This is a genomic window from Pedobacter sp. UBA5917, assembly GCF_002432345.1.
In the GTDB taxonomy this organism is placed as follows: domain Bacteria; phylum Bacteroidota; class Bacteroidia; order Sphingobacteriales; family Sphingobacteriaceae; genus Pedobacter.
This window is the reverse complement of sequence record NZ_DJDT01000215.1, coordinates 1-14,371: the sequence shown is the minus strand read 5'-3', so window position 1 is coordinate 14,371 and position 14,371 is coordinate 1. Positions and strand designations below refer to the sequence as shown.

Here is a 14,371-nt window from a genome sequence, read left to right as displayed (position 1 = left end):
ATAACGTTGTTCTTCGTAAGCCATTTCAATACGGCGTTCGTGACGGTAAATATCCCTCAATGCATCCTGATCTGTTGCTGTAACAGCAGGCATACCAGCCCTGAAACGAATTTTGTTCAGCCAGGTTATTGCATCGGTTAATTCGCCTAATTCAATACTTGCTTCGATATAGTTGAATACCGCTTCGGTATACCTGAAGAAAGGCCAAGGTACATTCTGCGACATAGAAGCATCAACAATAGTCGGATCCGGATCGATAAACTTATGATAGTAGTAACCTGTCCAGCTACCGTTCCAGTTTTCGATGGAACTTCCGCGGGTATCCAATCCTTTAAAATCAATTCTCGAACCATTATCTATCAAATCGTATATGCCGGTTTGGATCTGGCTGGCCGGATCAACATTACCCGATGCTTTATCGCGTGGTTTCCAACCTGCACCATCATATAAAACGGTAGCGTAAAAACGCGGATCCCTGTTTTGATAAGGATTGGCTTTTTGAACAGGATTTGTCCAACTGAATTTAGTACCGTCAACCATTTCGTAATCATCTACCAACAATCCGATAGGTGTATTACCGGCCCAGTTGTGGTAACCATTCGGTCCATTTTGCTGTGCATGTTTAATGTTGCTCTGGATAATAAAGTAACGGGCAAAAAGCAATTCACTGGCAGCAGCGGCATCTATACCAGGCGCTTTACTTCCGCCACCCATGGCAATGCTTTTATAGTTCAATCTTCCATCGGATACTGAAACCGGTGCAGCAAGATTTAATTTATAACCTGTTCCCAAATCCATAACAGCTTTAGCAGCTGTTTTTGCCAAACGGTAGCGGTTTGGCTGGCTGCCGCTGGCATAACTTAAGAAATCTAATTTCTTAATATCAATGTTTTTAATCTTGTCGGTAAGTTTTGCCCTTTCGTGCAAATCACTGGCCGCATAAATCAACACCCTCGATTTTAAAGCCAAGGCTGCAAGCGCAGTAGAACGTCCTTTATCCAGTGTTTTGCCGGTAAGTAACCTATTCGCTTCATCGCAGTCTTTTACGATAAAATTCACGCATTCTTCGTAGGTATTTCGCTTTACATTATAATTATCGTCGAGTACATAAACCTTGGTAATAATTGGAATAGCACCATAATAGCGTAATAACTGTTGGTAATAATAAGCTCTTAAAAAGTAGGCTTCTCCCAACAGCTGATCCTTTAAAGATTGACTAAGGACATTATCTCCACTGGTCATTTTTTCGACGGTAATATTGCATGCCCTGATGCGGTTGTACATCTGTTTATAACCCCAGGTATCATCTATCCAACCTAAGGTAGAAGGATTAATGGTTCCGTTATTGATTAAATCAATACCCCTTGTAGGATGTGTAAACATCGCTTCATCCGAAACAGAAGCAAGCATTTGCTCAGAAAAACCACCATTGCTCAATCCATTATAAATATCGTTTACAAAGGCCTGTGCTAAAGCGGGATCTTTCCAAACCTGATCCGCAGGCACCTTATCAGGGGGAGTTACATCCATAAAATCTTTCTTACAGGAAACCGCAAGAAAAGAGATCAGAACTAGGATGTGGTACTTAATATTTTTATTTATTGTTTTCATAATCTTGATTGTAACAGTTAAAACTTAATACCATTTAAAATGCGGCTTTTATACCAAAGTTGATTACCCTGGCCTGGGGATAATATTGCCCACTGGTATTGGTTGATTCGGGATCCCAGATCTTAATTTTATCAAGTGTGGCCAGGTTTAATCCATTTGTGTAAACCCTCACACTGTTTAAGCCAATTTTTTCGACCCAACCGGTAGGTAGGGTATAACCTAACTCAACATTTTTAAGCCTGATATAATTATTACTTCTCAACCAATAAGTATTATTCAATGCGTTATTGCTATCGGTATAATAGGTAGCTCCCCTATTTGATAAACGTGGGTTAACCGAACTTGGATTATCAATGCTCCAACGGTTATTATACGACCATTCTAAAAAGTTACCGATATCGCCTGATTCTGTAATTCCTACAATCTGCATCCCCCCGGTAGCTCCTTGAATAAGCACCGATAAATCGAATCCTTTATACTGTGCACTAAGATTTATACCTCCGGTAAAAGTTGGTGTTCCGTTTTTATCCAAACGTATTTTATCATCAGCATTGATTTTACCATCACCATTGATATCTTTAAACTTCATATCACCTGGGCGGAGATTACCTGTAAGTGCGCTATAATTTAACTTATTGGTATTAATTTCTGCCTGATCTTTGAATACACCATCATAATCGTAAACCAGCCACGAATTGGTTACCCTACCGGTAGAACGCTGCCATTCTGGGGCACCTGGTGTTTCATCCCAAAAAATGATTTTATTTTTAGCATAACCACCGTTTACACTCACGCCAAAATTCAGATCACCAACCTTATCGTTATAACTTAATTTAAACTCAAAACCCTTGTTATTTACCTTACCTAAGTTAACCGGTGGCAATTTATCTACTATACCTGAGCTTTCAGGCACCGAACTGCCCCTGCTGATAAGAATATTCGTCCTTTTATTGTAGAAATAATCGAACTCAAGTGATAATTTATTATTTAGGAAAGATGCATCTAAACCCACATTGGTATTATTGGCCACTTCCCAACCGAAATTTAGATTGCGCACATTGCCCTCGGACAATGTTTTGGTCACTAAATCATTAAAAATATAGTTTCCAAAATTCATTAAACTGAGATACTGGTATTCCTGCAAGGCATCTCCGAAATAAGCTTCAGCACCCATTTGCCCCCAGGATGCACGCAATTTTAAATTGTTAACAAACTTAACATTCTCTTTGAAAAATGGTTCTTCAGATAAACGCCATCCTACCGATACGCCCGGGAAGAAACCAAAACGGTTATTGGTTGGAAAGATGTAAGAGCCATCTACCCTCCATAAAAATTCGGCCAGATATTTTTCTTTATAGTTATAACCTGCACGCCCGAAATAACTTAAACGAGCCCTATTGTATAAGTTATTAGGATCGCCGGGATTATTTCCTATCGATTGTTCACGCTCATCTCCTGCCAGTAACTCTTCAACTGAGGAAGATATAAAATATCGTCTGAAAGCTGTAAAGCCATCATTATTTACTTTCTCGCGGGTTACACCGGCCATTAAACCAATAGTATGGTCGCCTATCTTTTTATCATAATTAATCATTCCGGTTAAGTTGATGGCCAATTGTCCGCCAGCAGTTTCCCTAAGCCTAGGGTCGGTATACTGCGAACGTACGGTACCGGTTAATACCGGCGTTACCCCATCAGCTTCAAAAGTCTTTTTGTCCCAATCATAAAGTGTCCATGGTAATTGCCAGTTTTTCTGTCTGCCCGAGTATTTATCTATAGCTGCCGTACCTGTTACTTTTAATCCTTCAACACCAGGAATTTTAATTTCGATTTTACCCGTAGTTTGAAAATAATCCCTGATATCTTTATTATATCCGGTTAAATCGGTAGTAGAAACCACAGGGTTGTAACCATATTCAATATCGCGGCCAGGTTTTCCATTTGGCCATATTGCGATTTCGTTTGGCCTTCCCCTCATTAAAAATCTGAATATATCGCCTGCACCAACGGTAGGGAAATTTCGGTTTTCCTCCCTAGCCGATACACCTAATGTTGTAGTGATATATTTGCTCAGTTTTGCTTCAAGATTAAAGCGCATATCATATTGTTGGTAACCTGTAGCCGAATTTTTATAGTATGCATCCTGATCAAGATAACCTAACGAAACGAGGTATTTTACATTCTCACTTCCTCCATTAACCTGAACATTATGCCTTTGCTGCGGAGACCAGTTTTGAAAAACAGTTTTGAACCAATCGGTGTTGGGGTAACGCAAAGGATCAGATCCATCACCAAATTTTTTGATCTCAGCTGGTGTATAGGCTGCATTAATGGTTTTTCCTCCTGTGGAAAGATAAGAACCACTGGTTTTAAAACTGTTCCAAGCTGCCGACCATTCGTTAGGGTTAAGATCTGATCCAAAAATATTCAGTTCGTTCAAAATTTCGGCATACTGCACTGAATTAGACATTTTTGGCGTTCTTGTAGGCTGCTGCAGGCCATAGCTAAAATCATAAGAAAATTGGGGTTTGCCTGATTTACCTAGCTTGGTGGTAATCAAAATTACTCCGTTGGCTGCTTGCGAGCCATAAATGGCGGCCGATGCATCTTTTAAAACCGATACACTTTCAATATCGTTAGGGTTTAATCGGTCAATCCCTCCTGCACGGTTAGGAATACCATCAATTACAATTAATGCATTGTTATTCCCCAACGAGTTTATACCACGGATGCGGATGGTAGAACCATCATAACCAGGCTCACCGCTACCCTGTAAGGCTGTAACACCCGGTAAGCGACCTGCAAGCGAATTGGTTAAGTTTACGGATGAGGATTTAGCCAATTCTGTACCTTTAACCGCAGCAACAGCGCCAGATACCACCGCTTTTTTCTGTGTTCCATATCCCACTACAACCACTTCGGAAAGGTTTTGATTAGTTTCTGCCAATGTAACGTTAATATTGGTCTGGTTCTTAACCTGTACCTCCTGATCTACATAGCCCACATAAGTAAATACTAATATTCCATCCTCAGGCACTTTGATACTGAAATTTCCGGAGCCATCGGTTACTGTACTGGCGCTCCCACCTTTTAATTTTACACTAACACCCGGTATTGGCCCCTTCGCATCTGTTACCTTTCCCTTCACGATAATATCCTGAAGTGGAGGCCTGTAAAAATCAGATGATTCTTTCTTGTTCAACATTGCCTCTGCCGGCGTGCTGGCAAATGAAGAAAAAACAAGACAGCCACCGCATACAAGAAACATGCTGCTCCTGACAAAAGTCTTTGATAGATTTTTTTTCATAATTTCAATTTATTTTGGTTAGATATTGATTGTAATACGGTTTATCATAAATGAGTACATACAAACCGTAATTATTTTGCATTATTAAAACCAGACCTATTGAAACAACAGCCTACATCACATTACCATAAAGAAATTCTTTATCCCATTAAGATTGGTCAATATATCGCCGTTAACTTTTACAAAAAGACCTCTTAAGTGCTGGGACTTACACTAAGAGAGTTAAATTACAGAGTACCCTTTACCCAGTTTTTATAATTGTCAACTTAACGTTTTATATTCGGTTGGACGCAATATAGGAATATTAGAAATTAAAAAAAGAATATAAAATAATAATTTTTAACGACGATGGTGTATAGAAAAGCATTTACACGCTACATACAGTATTACAAATAATACAATGTAAATTATTGTTGTAAAACCAGAAAAAAAAGAATTTAAATTACCAGAGAGGATACTTGAGCAGATTAGATTTAACTTATCTTATCAAAAGAAATTCCTCTTTCGAGTTTTCGCAGGTATGCTTTTAAAGTAGCATTCTCAGGCTTTTCAAGCTGAGGATCTTCTGAAAAGAGTTCGATAACCGTGTTTCGGGCTTCAGATAAAATAACCTGATCTTTTGCCAGATCGGCAAGTTTTAAATCCAGCACTCCGCTCTGTTGCGTCCCGGTAATATCACCCGGGCCACGAAGCTGCAAATCGATTTCGGAGATTTCGAAACCATTGTTGGTCCGTACCATGGTTTCTAAACGGATTTTACCTTCTTTACTAAGTTTGTTACCACTCATTAAGATACAAAACGATTGTTCTGCCCCACGGCCTACCCTACCACGCAGTTGGTGGAGCTGCGAAAGCCCGAAGCGTTCCGAATTTTCAATCACCATTACCGAAGCATTTGGCACATTTACACCCACCTCTATCACTGTTGTAGCCACCATAATCTGGCTTTTACCATCAATAAACTGCTGCATTTCGAACTGTTTATCTGCGTTTGGCATCTGGCCGTGCACAATACTCATCTGGTAATCGGGTCTCGGAAACTGATAGCTCAACTGCTCTATTCCCGCTTCGAGGTGTAAAAGATCAAGCTTTTCGCTTTCTTTAATTAAAGGATAAACAATATAAACCTGCCTGCCTTTGGCAATTTCCTGTTTCATGAAACCGAACATCCGTAACCGCTGCCCTTCGTAAAGATGTTTGGTTTCTATTGGCTTTCTTCCGGCGGGGAGTTCATCAATAATGGAAACATCAAGGTCGCCGTATAAAGTCATCGCCAAAGTGCGTGGGATTGGCGTGGCGGTCATCACGAGAATATGTGGAGGTATAATATTCTTACGCCAAAGTTTGGCCCGCTGTTCAACACCAAAACGGTGCTGTTCATCAATTACCACCAAACCCAGGTTTTTAAATTTTACTTTATCCTCAATTAAGGCATGTGTGCCGATTAAAATATCTATTTCACCATTTTCGAGCTTTTCGTGCAAAATGGTACGTTCTTTCTTTTTGGTATTCCCGGTTAAAATGGCAACCTTAACCAGATCATCTGTTATTAGGTCGGTAATGGAAGCGTAATGTTGACGGGCCAAAATTTCGGTCGGCGCCATCATACAGGCCTGATAGCCGTTATCATTTGCCAGCAACATACTCATCAATGCCACTGCGGTTTTACCGCTTCCTACATCGCCCTGTACAAGCCTGTTCATCTGTACACCCCGCTGCGTATCAATCCTGATTTCCTTTACCACCCGCTTTTGTGCATTGGTTAATTCGAAAGGCAAAAACTCTTTATAAAAGCGGTTTACCTTTTCGCCAACTTTTTCGAAGGTTGCCCCTTTAAATTTTAACTGACGCAGATGTTTGTTGTGCAAAAGCTGAAGCTGTATAAAGAACAATTCTTCAAACTTTAACCGTCTTTCTGCAGCGCTTAAATCATTTTGGTTTTTGGGGAAATGGATATTCAGCAAAGCCATCCTTTTATCTGGTAGCTGATATTTATCGATAATGTATTGAGGTAAATTTTCCTGAACCTGCGGAATAACCTGGTCCAATAGCCCCGCAATCAAACGTTGCAAACCTTTAGAGTCGAGATTGAATTTTTTAAGTTTTTCGGTAGAATTATAAACAGGTTGGAGTGTTAAGTTTCCCCTCCCTACCTGCTTGCGCTGATACAGTTCCATTTCGGGATGGGAAATACTGAATGTTCCGTTAAAAATGGTGGGTTTTCCGAAAGCAACATAAGCCGTGCCCACAGTAATATTATCGTCAACCCATTTAAGGCTTTGGAACCAAACCAGTTCCATAATACCCGTATCATCTTTAAAAACGGCTACAATACGCTTTGCCCTTTTATCCCCGATAACCTTTTTGCTGATTACACGACCAATGATCTGGATATATTGCGAATCGGGATTGAGCTGTCTGATTTTAAAATATTTTGTACGGTCGATATACCTAAAGGGATAGTGTGCCAACAGATCCTGATAGGTAAAAAGGCCAAGATCCTTTTTTAACACATCGGCACGGCTTGGCCCAACGCCCTTCAAAAACTCAACAGGTGTATCTAATACCGAATTAAACAAAATATTTTAACGTTTCTTGTAAACAACAGTCTTCAGCAACTGTGCATTAAAAATAAGGATAGACAACAGTAAAAGCAACTATCTTATTGAGATTCATTTTTGAATACCATTCTTTGTTCGAACGGGTAACTCAAACGGCAATAAAGGGAACAAATATCCTATCGAGAAATACCTTACAGTTATAAAAAACAACAGGCATCATCCCTCACTTTCTGGAAGGAATAATGCCCGTATAATATTGATTGCCTGATTATCCTACGATGGCAATTACAGAGATTTCTACGTTTACATTTTTAGGTAATACCGAAACCTGAACAGTTTCGCGGGCAGGAAAATCGGACGTAAAATATTGGCCGTAAATTTCATTTACCTGTGCAAAAGTGCCCATGTCGCTTAAAAAGATGGTTGATTTAACCACATTATCGAAAGTTAAACTCGCTTCTAATAAAACCGCTTTAAGGTTGCGCATTACCTGGTGTGTTTCTTCTTCGATATTGCCGATATTCAATTCTCCATTTTCGGGATTGATGGCTACCTGGCCTGATACGAATAAAAAATTTCCGGCCTGCACAGCCTGGCTATATGGCCCTATTGGAGCTGGCGCATTAGTGGTATTGATAATTTGTTTCATACTGTTTTAGGGTTATTTGGTAAGCCATTGGATTAGCTTATAGATGATACCTGCAAGGAAAATTAAAATGGCCAGTGCATTGATAAAATGCATGATTTTAATATTGATATTATTTGGCCTGTTTGGATCTTTTTTCCTGAAGAAGTACATAGCACAAACTTAGCTAAAAAGCCTTACACCAAAAACTAAACGCATAAAAAAAGTCCCGATTTGCATCGGGACTTTTTTAAATCTTATATTGAAATACTAGTTTCTAGCAGTTTCAACACGACGGTTTTGGATACGACCTTCTTCAGTATCGTTAGAAGCAATTGGATTAGCTTCGCCATTACCTTTAGTAGCAACTTGACTAGCGTTAACGCCAGAGTTTACTAAGTAAGTTTTAACAGAGTTAGCTCTGTCTTTAGATAATTTCAAGTTATATGCAGCAGTACCTTCGCTTGAAGCGTAACCGTTTACAGTTACTTTACCACCGTTTTCACGTAACACTGAAGATAATTTATCTAAAGTAGGGTAAGACTCAGTTTTTAAAACTGAAGAGTTGAAATCGAAACCGATTTTTTCGAAACCAGATACAGTGCCAGTTGCAGCAGTAGGCTCTGGTGCTTTTGGAAGAGGACAACCTGAACCATCAACAGCAGTACCAGCAGGAGTACCTGGGCATTTGTCGAATTGATCAGCAACACCGTCACCGTCAGTATCTTTTTTCAAATCTTCAACAGATTTCTCAACAGCAGAAACACGGTTTTTCAATGCTTCAACTTCTTGACGTAAAGTTGGATCTTTTAACTCATCGTACATAGTAGCTAATGGGTTAGTCCACTCTAAACTTGGTTTAGCAGAAGAACCTAAAGAGAATTCTAAACCAGCATAACCGTAAGAGAATTTATCTTTAGTTTGACCTTTTGCATAAACTCCGTCTAAGTTATCAGCATCAACAAAGTTCATAGTGTAACCTAAGTTAAAGTTAACACGCTCAGAAACTTTGAATTTAACACCAGCACCAACTGGGATATAAAAACCTTTTACGTAATCTTTAGCATCGTGTCTGTCATCAGCAGGACCGTTAGCTTTACCTTTCCAGTCGATAACTGTTCCGTTACCTAAAGTTACTTTAGGTGCATAAGCCATCATACCAGCACCAGCTGTTAAGAAGAAACCTACAGAGTTTTCACGACGTAAGAAATCGATAGAACCAACGTTAACAACACCGCGTAAATCTACAGCATATTGTAATTGGGTTTCGAATTCTCTTGTAGCTGGGTTAGTAATACCTTCGTTAGTACCAGAAAGTTTACCACGTGTTCCGTTTAATTCTAAACCGAATGAGTGACCTAATTGTTTACGGATGTTTAAACCGTAACCTAAGTTTGCATCCCATTTGTTAAAGTCGTTAGAACCGCCGATCGCTACAACTGGCATTAAAACACCACCATGTACACCGATAGACCAAGTTCTGTACTGTCCTCTACCGCCAAATACCTTGACAGCAGAAGAGGTTGCAGGAGCATCCTGAGCGACAGCAAGAGAAGCAACTCCTGTTAATGCCACTAAAGAAAGCGCAACACTTTTCTTTAAAGTAGAATAATTCATAATCTTTTTTCTTTTTTAAGGGTTAAACAATTTAATTGATTAATTTTTCAGTAATGACAAAATTAAACAAAATTTTAAATTTTCAAACTTTTATACAAACTCCGTTCCAAACTTCACAGTAAATAATCATTTTACTACATTTGGCGGTTTCCTATATTAAAATGCAATTTTCATGAAATACCCTACTATTGATCAGTCTTTGTTTACCCTAAACAGGAAAAACTTTGTTAAACAACTAAAAAGCAACTCGTTAGCAATATTCAATTCAAGCGATGAATTTCCTAGAAGTGGCGATCAGAACTTTGTTTTCAAGCAAAATCCTGATTTATTTTATTTGTCGGGAATTGATCAGGAACAGTCAATTTTGCTGTTATATCCCGATTGTCCTAATCCTTTGTACAGGGAAGTCCTGTTTTTAAGACAGACCAACGACTATATTAAAGTTTGGGAAGGTTATAAGTATACCAAAGAGCAGGCGAAAGCTGCTTCGGGTATCGAAACCATATATTGGCTGGAAGATTTTGACAATATTTTACACAGTATTGTTAACTACGCGGAGTACATTTACCTAAACACAAATGAGAACGACCGCTATGCGCACGAGGTACCTTACCGGGATATCCGTTTCATAGAGAAAATGAGGGCGAAATATCCGCTGCATCATTACGAACGATCTGCTCCGATTATGCGCGCTTTACGTGCCGTTAAATCGGGTATTGAGGTAGAATTAACCAAAAAAGCCAGCGCCATAACCCGCGATGCCTTTATCAGGGTCTTAAAATTTACCAAACCCGGAGTAAAAGAATACGAAATCGAGGCGGAAATTATCCACGAATTTATCCGTCAGGGCGGAACCGGGCATGCTTATACACCTATCATCGCTTCAGGCCATAATGCAAATATCCTGCATTATAACGATAACAATCAGGAGTGTAAAGATGGCGATGTAATTCTTTTCGATTTCGGAGCTGAATATGCCAATTATAATGCAGATATGAGCCGTTCGATACCGGTAAATGGAAGGTTTACATCAAGGCAAAAAGCTGTTTATAATGCCGTGCATCATGTAATGAAAGAATCGATTAAATTGATCGGCGAAGGTGTATTATGGAACACTTACCACGAACAGGTTGGGGAAATTATGACAGAGCAGCTGGTTAATCTTGGTTTGATTTCGTTAGAAGATGTAAAAAAACAAAGCCCTGGCTATCCGGCCTATAAAAAATATTTTATGCATGGTACATCCCACCATTTGGGCATAGATGTACACGATTTTGCAGGAAGATACACTCCGTTTGCCGTTGGCAACATCTTAACCGTTGAACCGGGTATTTACATCCCAGAGGAAGGTTTGGGTATCCGTTTAGAAAACAACATCCTGATTACGCCAAACGGCAATGTAGATTTAATGGCCGATATTCCGTTAGAAGCAGCCGAGATTGAGGATATTATGAACAGTTAGTCAGTTCTCAATAGGCAGTTTATAGTTTTCAGTTAACCAATTTATAAATTAACCATTCGTAATTAATTACCAATGATCAAATCACAATGTTCAAAATCCTACAATCGCTTTAGCAATGCGGCAATTAAACAATTAAGCAATTGGCATAATAGAGTTAACCAACGCTAACAATAAAACAATATAAACAATTAGTTAGTTTGCAATTCCCAGTTAACCCCCTGAGCGTAACCTGTCCCGAACATTCGGGAGTCGAAGGGTAAACAGTTAACCATTGTTGAAGTTATCCGCAAAACGATAAATATTAAAATCATCATTTTTTAAAGCTGCCTGAATTTTTTCTCGCAGCTTTTTTTTATCTACATCCTGCATTTTTTTATGTTGAATAAGTTTCCAGGCTTTTTCGGCAAACAGGAATGTTTTACGGTTATTATCGGTTCTGGAGGATTTAGCAATCCAGTTGCACAATTCATCTATTCCTGAGTTTTTATCGGCAACGGTTTTTAAAATTGGGATCGTTTTTACTCCTTGATGAACGATTTTTTTCAGGTTATTGGCAAAGGTATCAGCCCCATCCCTATCTGCTTTATTGATTACAAAGCAATCTGCAATTTCCATCAGGCCTGATTTGATGTTCTGAACTTCATCTCCCGATTCAGGCACCAGCACCACAATGGTTTTATCGGCCAGGCCTGCTATTTCAACTTCCGATTGCCCTACTCCTACCGTTTCAACAATGATCAGGTCGAAATTGGAAGCCTTTAATACATCAACCATTTCGATGGTTTTTGCAGAAATCCCGCCTAGTGCACCCCGGGTAGCCAGCGATCGGATGTATACGTTCGGATTATTAAACTGGCTGGCCATACGGATCCGATCGCCCAATAATGAGCCAAAGTTAAATGGTGAGGTGGGATCGATCGCCAAAATGGCTATACGTTTCCCCTGGGCAACAAAATGATTGGTTATTGCATTTACAAGGGTACTTTTACCTGCCCCCGGAGGACCGGTAATTCCCAAAACAGTTGTATCGGCTGTGCCATCTAAATCCCTTAAAATCGAATCTGCCGGACTAATATTGTTCTCAACAAGTGTTAACGCCCTTGCCAAAGCCCTATAATTTCCTGCTTTTACTTCGCTTAAAATGGATAGATGCGTATTCATCAATTAAACTATCTTTGTACAAATAAACAAAAATTATCAGCTACAAAAGCGCCCAAATAATGAAAGTTACCGGTTTTACCTTTTTAAGAAATGCAATTGTAAACGATTATCCGGCAAAAGAAGCCATACTTTCGGTATTGCCTTTGTGCGATGATTTTATAGTTGCACTGGGCAACTCATCTGATGAAACTTCCGAAATGGTTAAAAGTATCGATCCAAAGATCAGGACCATTGAAACGGTTTGGGACGACAGTATACGGGAAGGCGGACGGGTTTTTGCCGACGAAACCAATAAAGCTTTGGCAGAAATAAGCAGCGATACCGATTGGATGATCTACATCCAGGGTGATGAAGCGATACATGAAGATTATCTTCCGCTGATTAAAAAAGAAATGGAACAGGAACTTAACAACAGCAATGTTGAAGCCCTGCTTTTAAAATACAAACACTTTTACGCTTCTTACGACTATCTGGCCGAATCCAGGCGCTGGTACAGAAGAGAGGTTAGGATTATAAAAAATCTTTCTGGCGTACGGTCGTACCGAGATGCACAGGGTTTCAGGATTAACGACCGGAAGTTAAAGGTTAAATTAATTGATGCCTACGTGTATCACTATGGCTGGGTAAAACCCCCAAAAGGCCTGCAGGGCAAAGTGCGTAATTTTAACCAGTTTTATCAAACGCCGGAGTGGATAGAGGAAAATTATCCCGTTCAGGATACTTACGACATGCATAATGCCGATCGTTTGGTTCATTTTAAGGGTAGCCATCCAAAAGTAATGCAGGCCAGGATTGCCGCTGCCAACTGGAAATTTGATAAGGACTTAACCAAAGAAACCCCAAAAATGAATTTCCGCAGAAGGGTTCTGCAGAAAATTGAAGATTTAACCGGACTACGTTTATTCGAATACCGCAACTACAAAATTGTAAAATAGACTACAATTTAAATCTATCTATATTTGCATCATCTTATAAATATTATTTAATGAAAAAACCTAAAGTTTTAGTCACCTTCGATTCGATGAAAGATGCCAATTGCGGCTATTTTTCTTTTGGAAAAGGGCTGGGTGATGCATTGATCCAGGAAAACAAAGGGAAATTTGAATTTAAATTTTATCTTTTTAAACACACCCAATATCTTTTTAACGGTTTGGTTGATATCATCTACCTTTCGAGATTGGACAGGTTATTCTTTAAGCAGAAAAATGATTTCGATGTTGTGCACCTTTCTGATCAAACCTGCAGATTAAGGCCGAGTAGGGTTAATGCTAAAAAAATAATGACCGTTCATGACATGAATAAGGTACATTTAAAATTTAGCAAGCCACACCGGATCCAGGTTTATCTAAAAAAACTGGGCAAATTGATTTCACAATGTGATAAAATTGTATGTATATCACAATTTGTTGCAAATGATGTTACCCAATATTTCCCTGAAGCCAAAGAGAAAGTTAGTGTAATTTATAATGGTGCCGATAAACTCATATCAGATGAAAAATACACGCCCAGCTTCGTTCCATCAAAACCATTCTTATTCACAATAGGCTTATTATCGGTACAAAAAGGTTTTCATCTGCTTCCGGCCCTGTTAAAGGGGAATGATTTTCACCTTGTAATAGCAGGTAGGGAAACGCCACACAAACAACGGATATTGGAAGAAGCCGAAAAATATAACTGCTTAGATCGTGTACATATTACGGGGCCGATCTCTGATGGGGATAAAGCCTGGTATTACAAAAACTGTGATGCATTTTTATTCCCTTCGGTTGCCGAAGGCTTTGGTTTGCCTGTAATTGAAGCCATGCATTTTGGGAAACCCGTTTTTCTATCAAAATTCACGTCACTACCAGAGGTTGGCGGTGATGTTGCATATTACTTCGATAATTTTGAACCCGAACACATGCAGTCAGTATTTAATGAAGGAATGAGCGATTTCACCCAAAATAACCGTTGCAATGAAGCTGTTGCCCAGGCAGAAAAGTTTTCGTGGGAGATAGCGGCCAACCAGTACATGGATTTATATCAGG

The 14,371-nt window shown here is 39.3% G+C and carries 10 protein-coding genes; 3 read left to right on the top strand and 7 right to left on the bottom strand.

Annotated elements, in window-relative coordinates; all coding sequences use genetic code 11:
• From B2V92_RS14520 to B2V92_RS14495, 6 genes are all read right to left on the bottom strand, one after another.
• A partial coding sequence (locus B2V92_RS14520) for a RagB/SusD family nutrient uptake outer membrane protein (RefSeq protein WP_293309339.1) occupies nt 1-1,611 on the bottom strand: 1,611 nt, incomplete at its 3' end.
• A 34-nt stretch (nt 1,612-1,645) separates the two neighbouring features.
• Complete coding sequence (locus tag B2V92_RS14515) at nt 1,646-4,918, bottom strand: SusC/RagA family TonB-linked outer membrane protein (protein WP_293309337.1); 3,273 nt, start codon at nt 4,916-4,918, stop codon at nt 1,646-1,648.
• A gap of 473 nt (nt 4,919-5,391) precedes the next feature.
• Nucleotides 5,392-7,497: an ATP-dependent DNA helicase RecG gene (gene recG, locus B2V92_RS14510; protein ID WP_293309335.1), complete on the bottom strand. Its 2,106-nt coding sequence runs from the start codon at nt 7,495-7,497 to the stop codon at nt 5,392-5,394.
• Between the two features lie 250 nt (nt 7,498-7,747).
• Nucleotides 7,748-8,128 (bottom strand): RidA family protein, encoded by a 381-nt coding sequence (locus B2V92_RS14505; protein WP_293309333.1) that lies wholly within the window; start codon nt 8,126-8,128, stop codon nt 7,748-7,750.
• Nucleotides 8,129-8,140: 12 nt separating this feature from the next.
• Entirely contained in the window at nt 8,141-8,278 is a 138-nt protein-coding gene (locus tag B2V92_RS14500) for a DUF6728 family protein (RefSeq protein WP_293309331.1), read from the bottom strand.
• A gap of 96 nt (nt 8,279-8,374) precedes the next feature.
• Complete coding sequence (locus tag B2V92_RS14495) at nt 8,375-9,721, bottom strand: OmpA family protein (protein ID WP_293309329.1); 1,347 nt, start codon at nt 9,719-9,721, stop codon at nt 8,375-8,377.
• Between the two features lie 172 nt (nt 9,722-9,893).
• On the opposite strand from B2V92_RS14495, the gene B2V92_RS14490 reads away from it, so the two are divergent.
• Nucleotides 9,894-11,183, top strand: a complete 1,290-nt coding sequence (locus tag B2V92_RS14490) for an aminopeptidase P family protein (RefSeq protein WP_293309327.1) — start codon at nt 9,894-9,896, stop codon at nt 11,181-11,183.
• A gap of 264 nt (nt 11,184-11,447) precedes the next feature.
• Here B2V92_RS14490 and meaB read toward each other — a convergent pair whose 3' ends face one another.
• The gene (gene meaB, locus B2V92_RS14485) at nt 11,448-12,344 is read right to left on the bottom strand and encodes a methylmalonyl Co-A mutase-associated GTPase MeaB (protein ID WP_293309325.1); all 897 of its coding nucleotides are present in this window, start codon (nt 12,342-12,344) and stop codon (nt 11,448-11,450) included.
• 59 nt (nt 12,345-12,403) lie between these two features.
• Between meaB and B2V92_RS14480 the strand changes: the two genes are divergently transcribed.
• Nucleotides 12,404-13,279 carry a glycosyltransferase family 2 protein gene (locus B2V92_RS14480; RefSeq protein WP_293309323.1) on the top strand — a complete coding sequence of 292 codons (876 nt, stop codon included), beginning with the start codon at nt 12,404-12,406 and terminating at the stop codon, nt 13,277-13,279.
• A gap of 50 nt (nt 13,280-13,329) precedes the next feature.
• On the top strand, nt 13,330-14,371 hold a 1,042-nt coding region (locus B2V92_RS14475), incomplete at its 3' end, for a glycosyltransferase family 4 protein (protein WP_293309321.1).